The sequence below is a fragment of the Frondihabitans sp. VKM Ac-2883 genome (genome assembly GCF_015350875.1).
In the GTDB taxonomy this organism is placed as follows: domain Bacteria; phylum Actinomycetota; class Actinomycetes; order Actinomycetales; family Microbacteriaceae; genus Frondihabitans.
The window spans coordinates 272,647-291,177 of the sequence record NZ_JADKSF010000002.1 but is presented as its reverse complement, the minus strand read 5'-3'; the positions used below and the strand labels follow the sequence as shown (position 1 = coordinate 291,177).

The following is an 18,531-nucleotide window of genomic DNA, read 5'->3' as shown; positions in this document are numbered from 1 at the left end:
AGAAGCGATGAAGCCTGATGATCTTCCTGCTGGAGACTTGTCTTTCTATGCCGTAACTATCGGGGACGTTCCCGGTCAGCGCGCCGTGTTCATTCGCCGTAGCAATCCGCGGCGGGGCCTTAAGCGAGGCCACATTTACTCGCTACTGCAGGACACGCTTCAGCGCATTGACGAACCAATTTTCGCCTTCGATGACTGGATGGATCTCCTCAGTATTGGTGATGAGGTGCTCGTTCTCTCGCAGACTGTTTTCGCGGCACTGTTCCGTAATCAAGACGCCCTGACGCAGCAGGTACCACAGTGGACACCCGACCTGCACGAGGTTCTCCCCATTGCCTCAGCTGGCCAGGATCGCCTCAAGGAGCGGGCGCTGAGGGATAGCCGCATGCGAGCACGCCTCGAAGCCATAGTTCGAAGGGGACATTTGGCGACCGTGACGGCGGACACCCTCGTCGAGGCCATGTCTGCCGCTGGACTAGACGCGGAACGGCTCATCAGTTCTGAGGGTGAGTTGGTCCTAGAGGCTGAGGACATTGCTCCCGTCCTTTACTTCCTTAACGAGGACCTCTTTACAGGAGCTCTTACACAAACGAGCTTCCGGGCGGATAAAAAGGCGGCACGCTGAGTACTGAACGAGAGATCATCACCCCGGTTCTCATTCTCAGTGACTGATCGTCGGCCAAGCCGTCTGCGAGAGTATTGGCATGAGTGTCTGTGCCAGCTCGGGCGAGTCCCAGTAAGGGATCGGCTTGTGGGACACCCTGGCTGCTATCGACGAGTGCCGGCGTCATCGCTGCGGTCGAGGTGTGGAAACGCCCAACCTCAGCTCGATTGTCATTCGCCCCGCTAAGGCAGCCGACGTGGAAGGCATTGCTGCCGTCCGTGCCACCTCCTGGCGAGAGACGTACGGGCGGTTCGTCGCGGATCCCGAGACCGATCCGTGGTTCGACGTCGATCGGCGCATCGACATGTGGCGGGCGAACCTGGAGTAAGACGCTTTCGTGACTGTCGTCGCCAAGGACGCTTCGGGCATCATCGGGTTCGCCGCGACCCAGGAAACGTCCGAGCCTGACGCCGTCCGTCCAGAGGAACTCACGATGCTGTACGTGCTCGCGCGCGCTCACGGTGACGGGGTGGGACAAGGACTTTTGAACGCAGTGCTCGGCCAGCGCCCGGCATCTCTGTGGGTCGCTGCCGACAATCCTCGCGCGCACTCGTTTTACCGGCGGAACGGATTCAACGCCGACGGAACCACGTCGAGCTTCGGGCCGATCGAGACCACGGTGCGATTGATCCGGTGAAGGATCCGTCAGTGAGACGGTGCTTGGTAGAAGAGTTCGGGGTCACCGTCGTCGAGGCCGTACACGATGCCTGAGGATGTCCAACCAAGCGTTGCGAGAACGAGCTGCATCGGGTGGTTCGAGAGGTTCGTCGAGGTGAAGAGCTTTGGCGTTCGACGAGCGGCACCCACGGCAGCAAGCAGGCCCGACGCCACTCCCCGGCGCCGGGCTGCGGGCAGAACGCGGACGAGCTCGACGAACTCATTCCCGAAGAAGGACTGGTCAGTGACAGCGAATCCAAGGAGCGTGCCGCCGTCCGTGGCTAGCCAGACTCGGCTGTACTCGAGCCACTGCTCGACCGTGGCACGACATTCGTTCAGGGGTTGCTCGAGGACCACGGCAAGGTCCGTGGAGTCTTCCGGCGTCGCTAGGCGAAATTCGAGCTGTCCCACACCTCGAGGCTACCGAGATGCTGACCGAGCAGTGGGGCGTCCGTTAGCCGATCGTCTATCGGCTCGACGACAGGGCTGGAGCTGGTCCGGCACCGGCATGTGGATGACGCCTACGGCCCTTTGAGGCCTTTAGGGCTATGCCCCCTCGGTCAGGAAGGTCGGAGGGTTGGTCGTCAGCGCGCCGATCACACCGCCGTCGACGAGGAGGTCGATGCCGGTGATGAACGAGGCCTCGGAGCTGAGCAGGAACGAGACGGCGTTGGCGATGTCGGCGGGGGTGCCCATGCGCTTGGTGCCCGAGCCCTCGATCATGGCTCGCATGTAGGCGCCGGAGGGCCCATCCAGTTCCTGCTGACCCATCGGCGTCGAGATGATGCCGGGGCTGACCGTGTTGACCCGGCCGCCACGTGCGCCCCAAAGGATGCTTGCGGACTTCACGCGCAGCTGGTTGCCGCGCTTGGCCAGGCCGTAGGCGGCACCGGGGTCAGCGATGCTTTCCTTGACGAAGGGCAGTCCGAGCAGCTCGTCGGTCGGAGTGGTGGCCAGGGCGAACTCCTGCTCGGGGGCGAGCTGGCCGAAGGTCTGGCCGGCCATGCTGGCGATCACGACCCCGGCGCCGCCGTCGGCGATAACCGCCCCGAACTCGTCCAGGACGATCGCGACACCCAGCAGGTCGACGTTCAAGATCGCGCCGATGGGAGCCTGCGTCGGCGACAGCCCCGCGGTGTGGATGACCTCGACGACGGGACCGGCGGCGGCTGCAGCCTCAGCGAGAGCCTTCACTGAGGTTCGGTCGGACACGTCGACGACGTGCGAGGACACCTCGAAACCGTCGACCTTCAACGCTGCCACCTTGCTGGTCAGCATCTCTTCGTTAAAGTCGGCGAGGAACAGGTGCTTGCCCGAGCCCTGACGCCGGGCGATCTGCTCGCCCATCCCGCCAGCTCCAATGATGACGACGACCTGCTTGGACATGATGACTCCCTCGTGAACATGAAACGAGACGTAGCGTCTCGTCGACGTCATCGTACGCCTCGGCTACCGTTAGCTCCATGACGGAGCCTGTGTCGACGCGACCTCGAAGTGAGCGTGCGCGCACGGCGATCTTGATCGCGACGCGGGACCTCGTGGCCGAGGTCGGCTTCGAGCAAATGACCATCGAGGGAATCGCCTCGCGGGCCAAGGTCGGCAAGCAGACCATCTACCGGTGGTGGCGATCCAAGAGCGCGATCCTCGCCGAGTGCGTCCTGGACGGCCTGGTGCTGCCGTCCCGTGATGTCCCGGCCGATACGGGCGACCTTCGAGAGGATCTGATCGCGTGGTTGCGTGCGACTCTGACCGATCTGAGCAGCCCTGGAACCGCCAGTCTCCTCAGGGGCTTAATCGCCGCGGCTGCTGAGGACTCTGACCTCGCCGCAGTCCTCTACGAGCGTCTCACTGGCCCCCAGGAATCGTCGCTCGTGGGGCGGCTCCACACTGTCGTCAGCGGGGGCGAGGGTGATGACGCGGCTGTGGCCAATGTCGTCGAGATGCTCTTCGGGGCGATCGTCTACCGGGTGCTGTGCCGGTTGAGCCTCGAGCCAGATCTCGCTGAGGGGCTCGTCGACACGGTCTTGGGCGGACTCCCTCGGCCCAGCTGACGGCTAGCGGGCTTCCTCGAGGGGGTCAGTTCTGGAGCATCCGCTCCAGCTCAACGGCGATGGCCGTCATCCCTGCCTCGTTGGGGTGGAACGACCCGGCGGTCCGAACCATGTCCTGGTGGAAGGGCTGCACCCACGGTTCAGCGGAACCGAGAGCATGCCCCTGGCTCAGTGCCGAGGCGAGGGCGAGCTCGGAGCCCGTGCGGGCGGCTGCGTCCGCGAACACGGTCCCGATTGCGCTCTGAATGGTCAAGAACTGCTCCAGCTCCTCGGCCGTGAAGGGGGTGTGGTCAAGGGAGCCCTGATCCAGCACCGTGAGGTAGTCGACGAGGATCACCCGGCAGCGAGGTGCCCTGGCGCGCGCGCCGTCGATGACGCGGACGAGCCCAGCCGTTGCGCGCTCGATGTCACCAGGAGTCGGTTCCGGGATGCCAGCGCTAAACATGCCACCGAGGACGGAGACCATGGGAGAGCCTGGCTCAAGGCGCTGCCACGCGACGTAGAGCATCGCGCCGGCGAATTGCAGGTCGTTGCCGCCGGCGGTGATCGTCACGACATCGGCGTTGTCCGGGACACCATCCAATTGAGGCGCGGTCGGTGACCCGGTTCCCGTGTCCTGGGGTGTGTCGATCACGTTCGCTGTCGTCGCACCCGACACGGTGAGATCCACCAGCTCCGCACCGAAGCGGCCGGCGAGCTGGTGGGCGTAGTTCATGCCCGAGCGCATGGCGCCTTGATCGACGACGGGTTCGATTCCGGGCCCGGCAGCGAAGGAACTCCCCAGGGCGGCGATGACTTTGTAGGTGGACATGAAGCCAGGGTGCCACCTGAAAGGCGTATCGTCACCAGGACGAGACGGTGCGTCTCGTATCTGAGAGATCGGTGAGGATGCAGATGGACTTCACGGAATACAACGGCAAGCGCGTCATTGTCACGGGATGCTCCTCGGGCATCGGCGGGGCCACCGCTAAGGCTCTGATCGGCCTCGGCGCCGAGGTCCACGGCGTTAGCCGTCGCCGCCCTGATCTCGACCTCGCCGCGTTCGACTCTGTCGACCTGGGGGACCCGGAAGCGATCCGCGCGGCCTTCGCCGACCGGGACGAGCACGTCGACGCCGTCTTTAACTGCGCGGGTCTTGCTCCGATGTTCCCTGCCGCCGACGTGCTGCGGGTCAACTTCCTGGGCACACGTCTCTTCACCGAACTGGTGGTGCAGAACATGAGCGAGGGCGGCGCGATCGTTACGACGTCCTCCGACGGCGGAGCCGCCTGGCGGAAGCGCCTGCCCTTGCTGACGGAGTTCGTCGCAGTGGAGTCCTTCGAGGACGGCGCGGCCTGGTACGACGAGCGCGAGAGCGAGGCCGGACACGCGTACGCGTTTGGCAAGGAAGCGCTGAATCTTTGGTCGATGCAGCAATCGTCTGTTCTCATCAAGCGAGGAATCCGCGTCAACATCACCACCCCTGGCGCGGTGCGGACCCCGATGCTGGACGTCATCGAGAAGACCTACCCGCCGGAACTCGCCGCGGCTACCGAGCGGCCCATCGGTCGCGCCTCCACGCCTGAGGAGCAGGTGGTGCCCTTGCTGTTCCTCAACAGCTCGATGGCTTCCTACGTCAACGGCGCCGACCTCGTCGTCGACGGCGGCTACGGCGCGATGGAATCCGCCGCCGGGCACTTCTTCAACGTCTGACCCGTGGCCGCCCGTCCCGCGGGCACACCTAACCCGTTCCGCACACCCCTGAGACCGAAGGACACGACGTGACCGACAACGAAGTCCACATCCCCACCTCCATCAGCCCCCACGCTCAGCAGTGGCTCGCGATGCCGAAGAACGTGCCGAGCTACCCGCCCCAAGACGACAGGGACGCGTGGGTGGCGATGATCGAGCAGACCGATCAGGCAGTCGTCCAGCAGTTCCTGAGCGTGGACCTCCCCGTGACGACCGAGGACATCGTCATCAACGGAGTGCCCGTCTTCGTCGTTCGTGGACCCGGCGTCGCCGCTGACGACCGGCGCATCTACATCGACTTCCACGGCGGCGGGCTCATCACCGGTGGCGGCGCCGTGGCTCGCACGATGACCGGCATGGCCGCGCTGTCCAGCGGGCTGACTACGTTGGGCGTCGACTATCGAATGCCCCCGTTGCACCCCTACCCCGCAGCCCTAGACGACGCGATGACCGTGTACCGCAAAGCGCTCGAAGATCACGACCCGGCCGACGTCTTCGTCGCCGGCGGTTCCGCCGGTGGGAACATCGCCGCCGCGCTCATGCTCCGCGCCCGCGACGAAGGGTTGCCCATGCCCGCCGCGCTCGTGCTGAACACCCCGGAGATCGACCTCACCGAGTCCGGAGATTCCTTCCACACCAACGCCGCCTTCGACAACATCCTCGGCTCTCTCAAAGAAGTCAACGACCTCTACGCGGCCGGCCACGACCTCGCCGAGCCCTACCTGTCGCCCCTGTTCGGCGATGTGACCGGGTTCCCGCCAACGTTCCTCCGCTCGGGCACGCGCGACCTCTTCCTCTCGAACACCGTCCGCATGCACCGGAAACTTCGCTCAGCCGGGGTCGAGGCGGTTCTCCACATCGGGGAAGCCATGCCCCATGGCGGCTTCGCCGGGGCACCCGAGGACCAGGAAATCGACGCCGAACTTCGGCTCTTCCTGAACGACCACAGCCGCTCCTGACGACATCGTCGCGGCACCGGGAACGGTGCCGCGACGATACCGCGCCGCCATGACCACGATGTCCAACGGCCAACGAGAAAGAATTTATGGCCCTCACGATCGCCAGTGCCCTGCTCCCGGTCTTCTTCGTCATGGCGCTCGGATTCTTCGCCGGCAAGCGGGGAATCGTCGCCAATTCGAACGTCGCCGACCTTAACCACCTGGTGATGTTCTTCGCCCTGCCGATCTCGCTGTTCACCGCGATCGCCACCACCGAGCGGGCTGTGATCCTCTCCAACTGGTGGTTGGCCGTCGTGCTGATCATCGTCATGCTCGTGACCTACGCGGTCGTATACGTAGTGCAGACAAAGCTTTTCCGGCTCCGGCCAGCTGACGTTGCCGTCCAGACCCTCACGACCGCATTCCCGAACTACGCAGCGATCGGTCTGCCGCTTACCGCGGCCGTGTTCGGCCCGTCAGCGGCCCTCGCGGTAGCCGTTGCCATCGCCGCAGGATCGGTCACCATCTCCCCGCTGACCCTCGCCTTGCTCGAGAACGCGAGAGCGACAGTCGCGGGTGAAGGTAGGTCTGCCGGCCGCAGGTTCGCGAAGGCTCTCGGTACGAGCGTCCGGAAACCCATCTTCGTCGGGCCGGTCCTGGGGCTCGCCTGGTCGCTGCTCGCGCTCCCCGTGCCTGATCTATTGTCGACGACCCTGCGCGAGATCGGAGGAGTGGCAGCGGGAGTCGCGCTGTTCCTCACCGGACTCATCCTGTCCGCACAGGCGATCCGCATCACAGGCAACGTCGTTGTGTCGAGTCTGGTGAAGGTGGTCGCGCAGCCCCTCCTTGGGCTCGTCGTCGTGCTCGTCCTGGGGGTGCCTCAGCCGTTCGCAGCCCAGGCCCTCTTGCTGCTAGCGATTCCGAGCGGCTTCTTCGGCATCCTCTTCGGCCTCGGGCAGAACGTGAGACCAGCGGTGGCAGGGTCGACGCTTGTGGTGTCGAGCCTGCTTTCCATCGCGACACTGTCCGTGGCGATCGGTCTCCTGTCGGGCGCCCTCTGACGCCTTCAGTCAGTGCAGCTTCGAAACGAGCAGCACCTGCACCACCGCAGCGACCAAGGCCAGCAGGACGAGCAGCGCGCATAAGCTGCGCGCAGCGGGCGCGCTGATCAAGCACATGTGTCCCGATAGCCGATAGGCGAGCGAGACGGCATGTGGCTGTTAGAGGGTCTGGGCTGTGGCTTGGATCCACGGCTGTGTTGCGGCCGGCTGGGTGTCAAGCGCGCAATGTTTCGCTAGGTTTTTCTGCGAAGAGTGTCGAGTAGGCCAAGGCGAAGCGGCCCAGGTGCGTGAAGCCCCATTTAGTTGCTGTCTCGCTGACGGTGGAGATGCCGGGTTTGGACTTGAGAAGTTCTTCGTGGACTTTCTCGAGGCGGAGACGACGGAGGTACGCCGTGGGAGTAGAGTCGTGGGTTTTCCGGAATCCCTCTTGGAGGCTTCTCGTGCTGGTCGAGCAGGCCGCTGCGAGATCCGGGACGGTCCAGGCTCGGGCCGGGTCATTTCGGAGGAGGGCAACCGCTTCGTGGACTGCCCGGGGCCCGGCTCGTTGCACGTGTCTCCGCAGAGCGTCCGAGTGGTTGTGCTGATGAGTGAACAAAAGCGCGTGTATGACGGCCTGTTCTAGGGAGTGGACCGCCAGGGGATGCTGAAGCATCCCGTTCTGGTCTTGGGAAGCGTCGTTGATGATCCGCACGGTGTGAAGAAGGGTGCGTCCGCCTGCGGTGAGATCCAAAGCGCCGTCGAACTCAACGGGTAACAGGGTCTTCCAGTCGAGCAGCTCCTCGATCTTGTTTTGCAGGTCAACGCGCGAGAGCATGAGGGCGACCTGCGCGAAGTCGTCCCCGCAGTCGAGGTCGACGGCGCGGCCTGGCATGAAGACACCGGCTGTGTGACGGTCGACTGCGAGGTGGTGGCCGTGCGCCGCTCGAAGTCCTGCCCTGCCTTGAAGGGGGATGTCGACGTGGTAGTTCTCGGGTTCCGCCGTACTGATGCGAATTGGCCGATCGAAACGCATGAATCCAAAGGTCATTCGGCCCGTTTTTAGAGCATTGAGTTCAAGGTGAAGGTCATCGGACCCGGCGAGGGCAGGGAACTCGACCGGCAGGAATGTGTCACTGAGTACGGCCTTGGCCTCGTCGGCGGAGTGGGTTGAGGCGACAGGGTGGGACACGAACGCCCCCTGTGGTCTCGCCGTCATGAGTCGATTTTACTGAGACCGGCCGGGCGGCCGTTCTCGCCTCGCGCGAACTGGCTCGAGGCCTGCGGGCGGGGGATAGCAGCCCGAGGGCGGTTCGCTCTACCGTGAAAGTCCGCAGCGCTTAACCACCGCCGCGATGAACGGTGGCCTTGTCTGTCGGCAGATAAGGCCACCGTTGTCCCCCCAACCTCGAGGTTGCTACAGACGTCGTCCTTGGTGATCAGCGCTGACGTGGTCGGCGAGTGTTCGGACACGGCTCTTGTGTCGATGCGGTTCCCGCTCATTGGTGTTGCCCTGGTGTCAGGGCACCGGGTTTTGGTGGGGGTGCCCATCGGGTTCGGGGACGCAGGCAAGTCCCGCTCCGCTGTTGGCGGCGAGCTCGAGTGAATGTATCCACGAAAGGTTCACCTGCGGTGATTTGGACCCGTAGTACTTGAAAAGAAGCAGCGCGCCTGGGTGCACCCAGATTGACGTGCGGCTCTTGCCGACCGACTGGTGGTCCTCCCACGAGAAGAAGAACGCCTCGTGACGGTGCAGCTTGATGCCAATAACGATCTGGAAGTGCCTCAGCATTCTGTCGTCGAACTCGACTGAAACCACCCGGTCATACGTGAACCTGCCCATGGTGTCACCTCTTCGCGTGGGTGCGCAGGACCCCAGCGGCCAGCGGCACAGCCCAGGTCTTGTGTGAGCAGGAACCGAGATGAGTCACGGAACCACACCTGTGGGGCTGCCGCAAGGGTTCGAGGGGCCCCTTTTCGTGTACTGGGACAGATTCTCGGCCCAGCTGCGGTCAGGTTTGTGCCAGGTTCGTCACCAGGTTCAAGGTGGTGGCGATCAGGACGGTGCCGAAAAAGTACGACAGTAGGGCGTGGGGGAGTGCGGTGCGTCGGGTGCGGGTGTCGTCGGGTTCGACGTCCGGTGCCGAGTACGACATGCCGATGGTGAAGGCCAGGTAGGCGAAGTCGCTGTAGGTGGGAGGCGCCTCCTGCTTGACGTCGAAGCCATCGCGATCGTGGTCGACGTAGTAGATCCGGGCGTACTTCAGCGCGTACGCCGTGTTCACGAGAGCCCAGGCGACCATCGTGGCGAGGATGCCCAGGACGACGGTGGCGACCGACACGGGGTCGCTGGCGTCGCGTGCCTGCACGAGCGCCAGCAGCATGGCCCCGACGCTCGCGAGGCACGCCACGACCAGGGCGTCGTCGGTGAGGCGGGAGCTGGACTCCTCGTTCGCGAGGCGCTCGGTGCCGACCGCGTCCTGTGGCCAGCAGGCCCGCCAGACGTGCACCAGGGCGATGAGGCCGGCGGTGCACCAGGCCGCCAGGGGGGCCAGCATCGGTGCACCGGCCAGCCCGACGCCCACGCCGACGGCGACCCCAATGGCGACGTAGAGGCCCGTCCGTCGGGGGGACAGGATGCGGTCGTCCATCGGGGCTCCTCGGTTCTCGGGCCGGTTCGGTCCGGTCCGGGTTCGGGTTCGGTCGGATCAGCTGGCCGACGGCACGGCGTCGGGGTGCAGGACGACCTTCGTCCAGCCCTCGTCGCGGGCGTCGAAGTGCTCGTAGGCCTGAGGGGCCTCCTCGAGGGACAGCTCGTGGCTGACGATCCATGACGGCGTCGCCTTGCCGCCGGCGATGAGGTCGCGCAGGGGCCGGTTGTAACGCTTGACCGGGCACTGCCCGGTGCCCATTGCCTGACCGCGGAACCAGAACTGGCCGTAGTCGAACGGGATGACGCCCTGCTTCGCCAGCTCGTCCGGACCGCCCGGGTCCTGTGGCACGTAGACGCCTACGACGCCGATGTCGCCGGTGAAGCGGACGGACTGCACGAGCCGGTTCAGGGTCAGGTTCGGCTGCTCGGTGCCGTCGGGGTCGTGTGCCTGGTAGCCGACGCACTCGCAGCCGTTGTCGGCCCCGAGGCCCATCGTCAGGTCGAGGACAGCCTCGACCGGGTCGACCTTTGAGTCGTCGATCGCGATCGCCCCGATCTCCTCGATTGCGGCTAGCCGGTCGGGGTGCCGGTCGACGACCATGACCCTGCTCGCGCCCTTGATGATTGCCGAGTACGCGGCCATGGCGCCGACCGGTCCGGCCCCGTAGATCACGGTCTGGTCGCCGGGCTTCACGCGGGCCATCTCGGTGGCGTGGTACCCGGTGGGAAAGATGTCGGCGAGCATCACGTAGTCGGTCTGCTTCTCTTCGGCGTCCTCGCCGAGCCGTAGGCAGTTGAAGTCGCCCCACGGCACCCGCAGCAATTCGGCCTGGCCGCCAGGCCAGGGTCCCATGTCGGCGAACCCGAAGGCGGCGCCCGCCCAGGCGAGCTCGGGCTGGGCGGTGAGGCAGTAATTCGTCAGGCCCCGCTCGCAGTTTTTGCAATGACCACAGGCCACGTTGAACGGCAGGACGACCCAGTCGCCGACCTGCACCTTGTCGACGGCCGAGCCGACCTCCACCACCTGGCCGAGGTTCTCGTGACCGAACCATCGGCCGGTCTCGAAATCGGTCCGACCTTCGTACATGTGCAGGTCGGAACCACAGATGTTCGTGCTGGTGATGCGGACGAGGACGTCGGTGGGGCGCTCGATGCGGGCGTCCGGGACGTCCTTCACCGAGACCTTGCGCGGGCCCTCGTAGACGACTGCTCTCATGATCTGTTCCCTTTCTTCGGTGACGCGGGGTTGTGGGGGAGGTGCGGGGCCGGGTGGCGGGGCGGTGCGGCGGGACGCCGGGAGGAGCGCGCGGGTTGCCGGGGAGGCGCGACGTCAGGTGCCGGGGCGGAAGACGGCGCAAACGCAGCCGTCGTCCTTGGTCTTGAACATCTCGTAGCCCTGGGGCCCTTGCTCGAGCGGGAGGACGTGGGTGGCGAGGTGCTCGGTGCTGAGCTCGCCGGCCGCGATGCGGTCGAGGATCATCGGGATGTAGCGGTGCCCGTGTTGTTGGGCGCCCCGCAGGGTAAGGCCCTTGTTCATGACGGCCCCGAGCGGGAACTTGTCGACGAGCCCGGCGAAGACGCCGAGTGCGAAGACGCTGCCGCCCTTGCGGCAGGCGTAGATCGCCTCGCGCAGCGCGGTCGGCCGGTCGGTCTGCAGTCGCAGCTGCTGTTTGACCTGGTCGTAGAGGTGTTGGGCGCCGGTGCCGTCGGCTTCCATCCCGACGGCCTCGATGCAGACGTCCGGGCCGCGGCCGCCGGTGCGCTCCTTGAGTTCGGCGAGGACGTCGTCCTGCGCGAAGTCGAGGGTCTCGGCACCGACGTGCTGCCGCACCTGGTGGAGGCGTTCGGGCAGCTGGTCGATGACGACGACCTGCTCGGCCCCGAGCAGCATGGCCGCGCGGGCGGCCATCTGGCCGACGCCGCCGGCACCCCAGACGGCGACGGTGTCGCCGGGGGTGATGCCGGCGAGGTCGGCGCCGGTCCACCCGGTGGGGGCCGCGTCCGAGGCGAACAGTGCTGCTTCGTCCGAGACGCCGTCGGGGACGGGGAAGGTGCCGTGGTCGCCGTAGGGCACCCGGACGTAGTCGGCGTGGCTGCCGGCGAAGCCGCCCAGTGCGTGGCTGTAGGCGAAGCACCCGCCGATGGGGGAGCCCCAGAGGGTCTCGGTGATGGCGGGGTTGGGGTTGCCGTTGTCGCACAGCGAGTAGAGCTCGTGGGTGCAGTACCAACACCGGCCGCAGGCGACGAACGAGCAGACCACGACGCGGTCGCCGACCTTGCGCTTGCGGACGGCCGACCCGATCTCGACGATCTCACCCATGAACTCGTGGCCGAGGACGTCGCCCGAACGCATAGTGGGGATGTACCCGCCGAGCAGGTGGAGGTCGGACCCGCACGTCGTGCTGAGCTGGACCCTGACGATGACGTCCTGGTCGTTGAGGATCGCGGGGTCGTCGACGGTCTCGACCGAGGTCTCGTTGACGCCGGTCCAGGTGAGGGCCCTCACAGCAGTCCCTCCTCGTCGGCGTGCGCGGTGGCCCGGTCGACGAGGGCGCCGGTGGGGGTGGCTTTCCGCTCTCCGTGGGGCGTGGGGTCGACACGCAGCACCTCGCCGGCCTCGATGACCTGCTTCGCCCGTCGGAGTGCCATGCGGATGGTCTTGGCGGCTTCGTCGGCGGACTTCTTAGAAGAGGCTGGCTGGCGGAGGCGGGCGCGCAGCTCGGTGCCCTTGTCGCCGGCGGCGGCACGCACTTCGACCTCGACGTCCTCGCCGAGGTCGGCCAGGAACGGCGGCTTGTGGCCGCCGGAGTACACGTCGTTGGGGTCGGCCAGGACGGTCACGGCCTGCCAGCGCGTCCGGGCCTCGCGCGGTGACCCGGCGCCCTCGTCCGGGCGGCGGCGGTGTCGTTGTCCGACGACGACGGCCGCGGCGGCGGTGGCAACGGCGGCGACGCCGGCGGCCCCGGCACCGGTCAGGCGACCGGCCATCAGGCGGCCCGCCACGGCGGGGGAGCGGGGGTGCCCCGCTGCTGATCGGTGGTGTTCATTACGACCTCCTCGGTTCGCGCGAGTGCGCAGTGCTCTAGATGGATGAGCGGGCAGCAGGGCCCTGGATCTGCCCACCTTGCCGACCGTTTGCCCCCAGTGTGCGCACGCACCCGACCGTGCCGTGAGACATCTTTTTGGCTCTTGACACCACCCCGACAACGCGAGTCATGTAACAAATCGGTGTAAAAAGCGCGAAGCGTGTCCGCGAACAAAGGGCTATTCCGCATGACATCAATATGGCCGTGTCCAGAGAAGGGGGCCTAGCCGAGACCGCAGGGAAGTCGCGCCCTGGTTGATTCGCCGTTTTGACGTTGCGATAGGGGATAGCTCAGCGGAACGCTTCCTAAAAGTCCATTTATTGCCCCGCGGGCGGCCACACTGAACGTGTGCAGACCTCCCCAGCTCGCGAACAGTCCGACCCGCCAGTTGCCTTCGTTTCATACTCATGGGCGTCCGAAGAGCACGTGGCGTGGGTCACGAATCTGGCTCGACGGCTGCGTTCCAATGGTGTTGACGTTCACTTTGATCGGTGGGACGTCCGCCTAGGGCACGACCTGAACCTATTTATGGAGAGGTACCGCGATCTGTCAGCCCGGGTTCTGGTCATGCTCTCGGATGATTACGGCCCGAAGGCCGACAGCCGCGGCGAACAGCCCTCTGGGGTCGGCACGGAGACGACCATCGTCTCCCCTACCGTCTACCGCAATTTGGGTGGCAATCGGGTTATTCCTGTCGTCCCGGACTCCGGGACTGTTGCTGGGTATCCCATCCCGCCGGCATATCTCGACGGCAGAGCGTGGATCGACTTTCGGGAGGATCACGAAAATGCCTACGAGCGGCTGCTCCGCGAGCTGCACGGGGTCCCAATCGAAGCCGCTCCACCCCTCGGGCTAAACCCGTTCGTTGGCACGACCCAGGCACAGGCTAGTGCCGCAATCCGAAACGATCCCGCCCGTTGGCATGACGGTCGAACTCGCGGGCTGATCGAGGTGAACACGAACGAGAACTCCGGCCATTTCACCCTTGGGAGCGACGAGGCCCGCTTCGAGCTGCACTTGGACTACCTATCGGGCGGCGGTCCCCGACCTGGCGGAGAAACGTACGTTCGCCACTACAGCTACCAGATTGGCAACATCGGCCTGGTCACTGCCGCCGCGGAACAGCCGGAGGTTTTCAGTGACCTCGCTTCCCTGCCGATGTCCAACAAAGTCGAGGGAACTGTTCCTGGCGATGCGGTGGTTATGGTCAACCGCGAAGGTTACTGGGCGCTTCTCATGCTTGATGACGTGGTCTTCCGTTCTGGCTTGAATGGCTACGAAGCCGTCGCGCAACTGCGTTACGTCATTGCTACTGATCGCACAGCCGTACTGACACCAAGCGATCTGCCACCAAGGGTTGAGCGAGACACATGATGTCTCCGGCGCTCTGGCCTGTCCAGCACACCGGTCGTAAGAGCCGTTCGGGCATCCCGTATGGGGATCGCTCAGCGACATTCGTGGTTCTCGGCGTTATTCGTCCGGTCCGGCGTGTGCGTGGGGCCGGTTTAGTGCGGCTGCGTCGGGGGAGGAGTCGCGCCGGCGTGCATGCGCCCGGGTCGCCAGGGATTTAGATGGTGTCGATGATTGTGTCGGCGACGGTTGCGACCTTGAAGAACAGGACGGTGTGCTAACCCTTTCTCGACGGTCACGGGAGCGAGTAGGTAGGGCGCAAAGACCGAGTTATTGACTAACTAGACAATTATCGAGGTACAGTGGCCTGCTGGCCCGGACGGTCCGTGGTCACGGAGGAGAAGGCACCATGATCTCGCACGCCAAGCACAGCCCGACCAGCAAGGTCATCAGCGCGTACTACACGGTCCACCCCGACGATCGACAGGCATTCAGCGACGCCGTGATCCCTCACCTGACCACCACTGCGCACCAAGACGGATGCACGTACTACGTCTTCGCCGAGGATCTCACGGACCCGAACACGATCCACCTCACCGAGGGCTGGCGTGACCAAGCCGCCGTCGACGCCCATATGGCTGATGAGAACTTCCTTGAGGCGGCTACAGCCGTCCTCGGGGGCATCCGCATCCTCGACTACCAGGCCGAGTACTACGACGTGGCCGCCCAGACAGCTGGCGCCCTCCCCAGCGTGAGCTGACAGCACCACGAAGCGACCTGCGGAACGTAGGCCGAGCCCGCCTTGGCCCCGCATAGGATCGCGCCATGCCCCGACCTCGCAAATTCGACGAGGACACCGTCGTCGAAAAAGCCGCCGGTGTCTTCGCTGCCGTTGGCTACGGCGGCACGACGATGGAGGAGCTGAGCCGCGCCACCGGGCTCGGTAAGCAGAGCATCTACAACACCTTTGGGGGCAAGCGAGACCTTTTTCTGCGCGCACTCGAGCGGAGCACCTCCACGCAGGTTGATCGCCTGACTGTCGAGCTCACATCGGGGACGGCCTCTCCGCTCGAGCGGATCAGAGCGCACCTGGATGCACTCGCCATCACTTTCACCTTGGAAGGGCCGTTGGATTCGCTGTTCACGAAGGCCACGGTGGAGCTGGCCGACCGCGATCCGGAGGTCGCCGAAGCCGCTCGTTGCGCCTATCGGCGCCTCGAGGACGAGTACGCCGGGTGCATCGAGCAAGCGCAGACAGCCGGGGAAGTGGACGCGGCTCTCGACGCCCGGGCCCTGGCGACGTACTTCGTGGCGGTCACTCGCGGCATGGAGGTCCTCGGCACTGCCGGCGCCGACCGGTCGGTGCTCCTCGGTGTCGGCCGAGCGGCGTTCACCCTGCTCACTTGAAGCGCGAGGCAACCCAGACCCGGTCAAGTGCTTGTAGCGACCACGCTGGAGGTGACCGACGGGAGGTGGGCCGAAACTCGACGGGAAACCAGGGCGCTCGTCGAGCGCGACCTCGACTTCGTCCATCGGTGTGCCGTCAGGCCAGGCTCTGGAGCTACCTGTGCTGGTGGCGTCTCTGCGCGGCGATGGTCATGAAGCTCATCGCAGCCAGGACGATGGTGACCCCGACTGCCGCGACGGTGATGGCGTCGGGGTGGATGACCGATTGTCCCCGCAACGCCTGCCACAGGGCGATCGCGGTGACGGCAGCGTACGTCGCTCCGGCCGCGACGACGATACGGAGCCGATCGGCCTCACTGAGCGCCCGGGGGAGCGTGATCGCGAGGATCGGCAGCACCTGCAGTGCGTGCATGCCGATGAAGTGGGACACGCGGAGATCTCCGTGGGCGGTGTTCCAGCCGAGGAAGAAGATGCCGCCGGTCGCGTCGTCACCGCCCACGGAGTGGGAGCCGTAGGTCGACGATGTCGGGTCGGCCAGCTGGGCCGCGGTGGGGATCACCATGAGGAAGCCCACGGACAGGCCGACCAGGGCGATGATCAGTCCGAGCCTCAGGGACCACGCCAGCGCCCTGTCCTCGATCCGGGAGAACATGGCCAGGAAGGCTCCGATGACCAGTGTCGCGCAGTACATGAGGGTGACCCCACCGGCCATGAGCTGGTAGAAGAGCTGGTTCGTCGGAGTCGAGACGTTGAAGTGGCTTCCCACGCCGCGAACCACTTGGATCGAGATGACGACGATCTCCAGGAGGGACGCCGCTGCGCCGACGGTTCCGGCCCACCAACCGATCCGACGCAGGACAGGCCGCTGCACCATCGAGAGCATCCACGCAAGGGTGATCGCGTAGAGCGCGAGGGAGATCGAGAACTTGAGAGGTTTGGCCCAGATCGGGTCGTCTGCCAATGTCCGCGGATCGAGGATCAGCCCGACGAGGCACACCACAGCCCAGAGGCATATCACTGTCGTGAAGGCGACGAGAGGTCGGTGCCATCCGCGTACAGCGGTCCAGAGTGCGCGGGGACGGTCCTGGACGAGGCTCACGGGCGGGTGCCCGCTGCCGTCATCCGCTCGGAGATCGACCAGAGTCTCGCTGCGGTCTCCGGGTTCCGTGCCTGCTTCGACTGGCTGATCACCTCGGCCCCGCCTCGCATGTGCATCATCCGCTGGGGTCCGACGAAGGTGCCGCCGGGGAGGTCGGCTGAGGCGGCGAGCAGCGACGGCAGCGCACCGTCTTCCGGCTCCTGCCCCAAGATCGGGACGAGCCGGTCCCAGAGGTTGGGGCGCTGACCGGCCGGCCGGTCGTAGATGGCTGTCTTGACCAACCCCGGGTGGGCGGCCAGCGCCCGCACTCGAGAGCCCGACGTCTGCAGCCGCCGGTCCAGCTCCGACGTGAACAGCAGGTTGGCGAGCTTGGAGTCCGCGTACGCCCGGCTCGCCTGGTACGGGCGTCGGTGCCAATCGAGGTCGTCGAGGTCGAGACGAGCCATCCGTTCCGCCTGGGACGCGACGGTGACGACGCGGTCGGTGATGTGCGGCAGGAGCAGCGTCGTCAGGAGGAAGTGCCCCAGGTGGTTCGTGCCGAACTGGAGCTCGTGACCGTCGGCCGTCCGCTGGAGGTCCTTCGACTCGACGCCTGCGTTGTTGACGAGGATGGCGATCGGTTCGTCGATCCGGTCTGCGAAGTCGGGCACCGTCTCAAGCCGCGCGAGGTCGAGTGGCAGGACGCGGTGCGTTCCCGGAGTGCCGGGGAGGGTCGCTGCCATGGCTTGCCCCTTCTCCTGATTCCGGACAGCGAGGATGATGCGTGATCCGGACTCGGCCAGGGCGACCGCGGTCGCTCGGCCGATGCCGCTGGTGCCGCCGGTGATGATGACGGTCTCGTTGGTCGGTGCCTCGCCTGCTCTGGTGTCGTCCATGCCCCCAATGTAGACACCGGCCACATTGTTGTCAACGTCTACACTGTTCGGATGGCACAGCAAGCACGCTCCTACCACCACGGGTCGCTGCGTGAAGAGCTCGTCCGCGAGGGGCGCGCGCTCCTGATCGAGGAGGGGCAACAGGCGGTGACGGTGCGAGAGCTCGCGCGCCGCGTGGGCGTCAGCCATGGTGCGCCGCTCCGTCACTTCCGTGACCGGGACGCCGTCCTCGTCGCGATCGCCGCGGACGGTTTCGACGAGCTGCGTCGCTATCTCGAGGCCGCGCGGCAGGTGGGCACCCTCGAGCGCCGGCTCACGGAGTACATCCGCGCTCATGCTCGCTTCGCGCAGCACAACGGCCCCCTGATGCAGCTGATGTTCGCGTCGACCGACGACGGCACGAATGCGGGGCGCGACCCCGAGGCGCAGTCCTCGGCCGAGCGCTTCTTCGCAGTCGGCGCGGAGCTGCTCGGGGAGAGCAGTCCGGAGTCGATGGGCCCGATGCCGTTCCTGGTCGCGGCGACGACAGAAGGCATCAGTGCCTTGGCCGCCACCGGCCGGCTCCCCGAGGATCGCGTGGACGAAGTCGTCGTCGCCGCGGTGCGGGCGCTCCTGCCGCAGATCGAGCAGCAGCTCGGAACGGCCGCCCAGGGACCGGTCACCGCCCCCGACGGGTGAACCGGGACCGGCGCGCTCGAGTCGCGGCAGGCTCGGTGCCGCGAACGCGATGAGGGGCCCGGTCGCCCGGGCCCCTCATCCTGTGACATGCGGTACTAGACGCGGCCGAGCATCGCTTCGTTGAGGATGGTGCCGCCGAGCATCCAGCCGCCGTCGGCGACCTCGTCGAGGATGACGAGGGTCGTCGGGCGTGCTCGTTCTCCGTAGACGTCGACGATGGCGTCCGTGACGGCGTCCTGCAGCTTCTTCTTGGACTCAGGCGTGAGGGTGTCCGCGGGGACCTTGAGGTTGGCGAAGGGCATGGT

Annotated in this window: 23 protein-coding genes; 11 read left to right on the top strand and 12 right to left on the bottom strand. The window is 66.0% G+C overall.

Annotated features, from left to right (window positions below):
• Positions 1 to 7: 7 nt before the first annotated feature.
• The 3 genes from ITJ49_RS04930 to ITJ49_RS04925 all read left to right on the top strand — a co-directional run bounded on the left by ITJ49_RS04930 (position 8) and on the right by ITJ49_RS04925 (position 1,301).
• Positions 8 to 625 (top strand): hypothetical protein, encoded by a 618-nt coding sequence (locus ITJ49_RS04930; RefSeq protein ID WP_194602161.1) that lies wholly within the window; start codon positions 8 to 10, stop codon positions 623 to 625.
• A 235-nt stretch (positions 626 to 860) separates the two neighbouring features.
• Positions 861 to 992 (top strand): hypothetical protein, encoded by a 132-nt coding sequence (locus ITJ49_RS17825; protein ID WP_255521670.1) that lies wholly within the window; start codon positions 861 to 863, stop codon positions 990 to 992.
• 9 nt (positions 993 to 1,001) lie between these two features.
• Positions 1,002 to 1,301 carry a GNAT family N-acetyltransferase gene (locus tag ITJ49_RS04925; protein ID WP_194602158.1) on the top strand — a complete coding sequence of 100 codons (300 nt, stop codon included), beginning with the start codon at positions 1,002 to 1,004 and terminating at the stop codon, positions 1,299 to 1,301.
• A gap of 8 nt (positions 1,302 to 1,309) precedes the next feature.
• Here the strand turns inward: ITJ49_RS04925 and ITJ49_RS04920 are convergent, their stop codons facing one another.
• Positions 1,310 to 1,732, bottom strand: a complete 423-nt coding sequence (locus ITJ49_RS04920) for a GNAT family N-acetyltransferase (protein ID WP_194602155.1) — start codon at positions 1,730 to 1,732, stop codon at positions 1,310 to 1,312.
• 135 nt (positions 1,733 to 1,867) lie between these two features.
• Complete coding sequence (locus ITJ49_RS04915; protein WP_228514062.1) at positions 1,868 to 2,758, bottom strand: SDR family oxidoreductase; 891 nt, start codon at positions 2,756 to 2,758, stop codon at positions 1,868 to 1,870.
• A 26-nt stretch (positions 2,759 to 2,784) separates the two neighbouring features.
• On the opposite strand from ITJ49_RS04915, the gene ITJ49_RS04910 reads away from it, so the two are divergent.
• Positions 2,785 to 3,372: a TetR/AcrR family transcriptional regulator gene (locus ITJ49_RS04910; protein WP_194602152.1), complete on the top strand. Its 588-nt coding sequence runs from the start codon at positions 2,785 to 2,787 to the stop codon at positions 3,370 to 3,372.
• Between the two features lie 25 nt (positions 3,373 to 3,397).
• On the opposite strand, the gene ITJ49_RS04905 is transcribed toward ITJ49_RS04910, so the two are convergent.
• Entirely contained in the window at positions 3,398 to 4,183 is a 786-nt protein-coding gene (locus tag ITJ49_RS04905) for an SGNH/GDSL hydrolase family protein (protein ID WP_194602149.1), read from the bottom strand.
• 83 nt (positions 4,184 to 4,266) lie between these two features.
• On the opposite strand from ITJ49_RS04905, the gene ITJ49_RS04900 reads away from it, so the two are divergent.
• The 3 genes from ITJ49_RS04900 to ITJ49_RS04890 all read left to right on the top strand — a co-directional run bounded on the left by ITJ49_RS04900 (position 4,267) and on the right by ITJ49_RS04890 (position 7,102).
• The gene (locus ITJ49_RS04900) at positions 4,267 to 5,064 is read left to right on the top strand and encodes a coniferyl-alcohol dehydrogenase (protein ID WP_194602147.1); all 798 of its coding nucleotides are present in this window, start codon (positions 4,267 to 4,269) and stop codon (positions 5,062 to 5,064) included.
• A 68-nt stretch (positions 5,065 to 5,132) separates the two neighbouring features.
• On the top strand, positions 5,133 to 6,062 hold the full coding sequence (locus ITJ49_RS04895) for an alpha/beta hydrolase (RefSeq protein WP_370544374.1): 930 nt from the start codon (positions 5,133 to 5,135) through the stop codon (positions 6,060 to 6,062).
• Positions 6,063 to 6,148: 86 nt separating this feature from the next.
• A complete protein-coding gene (locus ITJ49_RS04890) occupies positions 6,149 to 7,102 on the top strand; it encodes an AEC family transporter (protein ID WP_194602144.1) in 954 nt (317 codons plus the stop codon).
• 214 nt (positions 7,103 to 7,316) lie between these two features.
• On the opposite strand, the gene ITJ49_RS04885 is transcribed toward ITJ49_RS04890, so the two are convergent.
• The 6 genes from ITJ49_RS04885 to ITJ49_RS04860 form a co-directional block, all read right to left on the bottom strand.
• Entirely contained in the window at positions 7,317 to 8,297 is a 981-nt protein-coding gene (locus tag ITJ49_RS04885) for a helix-turn-helix domain-containing protein (protein ID WP_194602141.1), read from the bottom strand.
• 300 nt (positions 8,298 to 8,597) lie between these two features.
• Entirely contained in the window at positions 8,598 to 8,921 is a 324-nt protein-coding gene (locus ITJ49_RS04880; RefSeq protein ID WP_194602138.1) for an ATP-dependent DNA ligase, read from the bottom strand.
• A 169-nt stretch (positions 8,922 to 9,090) separates the two neighbouring features.
• Positions 9,091 to 9,729: a DUF1345 domain-containing protein gene (locus ITJ49_RS04875; RefSeq protein WP_194602135.1), complete on the bottom strand. Its 639-nt coding sequence runs from the start codon at positions 9,727 to 9,729 to the stop codon at positions 9,091 to 9,093.
• Positions 9,730 to 9,786: 57 nt separating this feature from the next.
• Positions 9,787 to 10,947, bottom strand: coding sequence for a glutathione-independent formaldehyde dehydrogenase (locus ITJ49_RS04870; RefSeq protein ID WP_194602132.1), 1,161 nt, complete (start codon positions 10,945 to 10,947; stop codon positions 9,787 to 9,789).
• A gap of 114 nt (positions 10,948 to 11,061) precedes the next feature.
• The gene (locus ITJ49_RS18105) at positions 11,062 to 12,237 is read right to left on the bottom strand and encodes a zinc-dependent alcohol dehydrogenase (protein WP_194602129.1); all 1,176 of its coding nucleotides are present in this window, start codon (positions 12,235 to 12,237) and stop codon (positions 11,062 to 11,064) included.
• Entirely contained in the window at positions 12,234 to 12,719 is a 486-nt protein-coding gene (locus ITJ49_RS04860) for a hypothetical protein (RefSeq protein ID WP_194602127.1), read from the bottom strand. The genes ITJ49_RS18105 and ITJ49_RS04860 overlap by 4 nt, the downstream gene beginning before the upstream one ends.
• 446 nt (positions 12,720 to 13,165) lie before the next feature.
• Between ITJ49_RS04860 and ITJ49_RS04855 the strand changes: the two genes are divergently transcribed.
• The 3 genes from ITJ49_RS04855 (at position 13,166) to ITJ49_RS04845 (ending at position 15,574) form a co-directional block, all read left to right on the top strand.
• A complete protein-coding gene (locus ITJ49_RS04855; protein ID WP_194602124.1) occupies positions 13,166 to 14,191 on the top strand; it encodes a toll/interleukin-1 receptor domain-containing protein in 1,026 nt (341 codons plus the stop codon).
• Positions 14,192 to 14,576: 385 nt separating this feature from the next.
• Positions 14,577 to 14,927 carry a putative quinol monooxygenase gene (locus ITJ49_RS04850; RefSeq protein ID WP_194602121.1) on the top strand — a complete coding sequence of 117 codons (351 nt, stop codon included), beginning with the start codon at positions 14,577 to 14,579 and terminating at the stop codon, positions 14,925 to 14,927.
• A 65-nt stretch (positions 14,928 to 14,992) separates the two neighbouring features.
• Positions 14,993 to 15,574, top strand: a complete 582-nt coding sequence (locus ITJ49_RS04845; RefSeq protein WP_055964596.1) for a TetR/AcrR family transcriptional regulator — start codon at positions 14,993 to 14,995, stop codon at positions 15,572 to 15,574.
• A 154-nt stretch (positions 15,575 to 15,728) separates the two neighbouring features.
• Here the strand turns inward: ITJ49_RS04845 and ITJ49_RS04840 are convergent, their stop codons facing one another.
• Together ITJ49_RS04840 and ITJ49_RS04835 are read right to left on the bottom strand one after the other, a co-directional pair.
• The gene (locus ITJ49_RS04840; RefSeq protein ID WP_194602118.1) at positions 15,729 to 16,673 is read right to left on the bottom strand and encodes a hypothetical protein; all 945 of its coding nucleotides are present in this window, start codon (positions 16,671 to 16,673) and stop codon (positions 15,729 to 15,731) included.
• Complete coding sequence (locus ITJ49_RS04835; RefSeq protein WP_194602115.1) at positions 16,670 to 17,548, bottom strand: SDR family NAD(P)-dependent oxidoreductase; 879 nt, start codon at positions 17,546 to 17,548, stop codon at positions 16,670 to 16,672. Before ITJ49_RS04835 ends, ITJ49_RS04840 begins: the two co-directional genes overlap by 4 nt.
• Positions 17,549 to 17,599: 51 nt before the next feature.
• On the opposite strand from ITJ49_RS04835, the gene ITJ49_RS04830 reads away from it, so the two are divergent.
• Positions 17,600 to 18,226: a TetR/AcrR family transcriptional regulator gene (locus tag ITJ49_RS04830; protein WP_194602112.1), complete on the top strand. Its 627-nt coding sequence runs from the start codon at positions 17,600 to 17,602 to the stop codon at positions 18,224 to 18,226.
• A gap of 95 nt (positions 18,227 to 18,321) precedes the next feature.
• On the opposite strand, the gene ITJ49_RS04825 is transcribed toward ITJ49_RS04830, so the two are convergent.
• The gene (locus tag ITJ49_RS04825; protein ID WP_043594869.1) at positions 18,322 to 18,528 is read right to left on the bottom strand and encodes a tautomerase family protein; all 207 of its coding nucleotides are present in this window, start codon (positions 18,526 to 18,528) and stop codon (positions 18,322 to 18,324) included.
• Positions 18,529 to 18,531 lie beyond the last annotated feature (3 nt).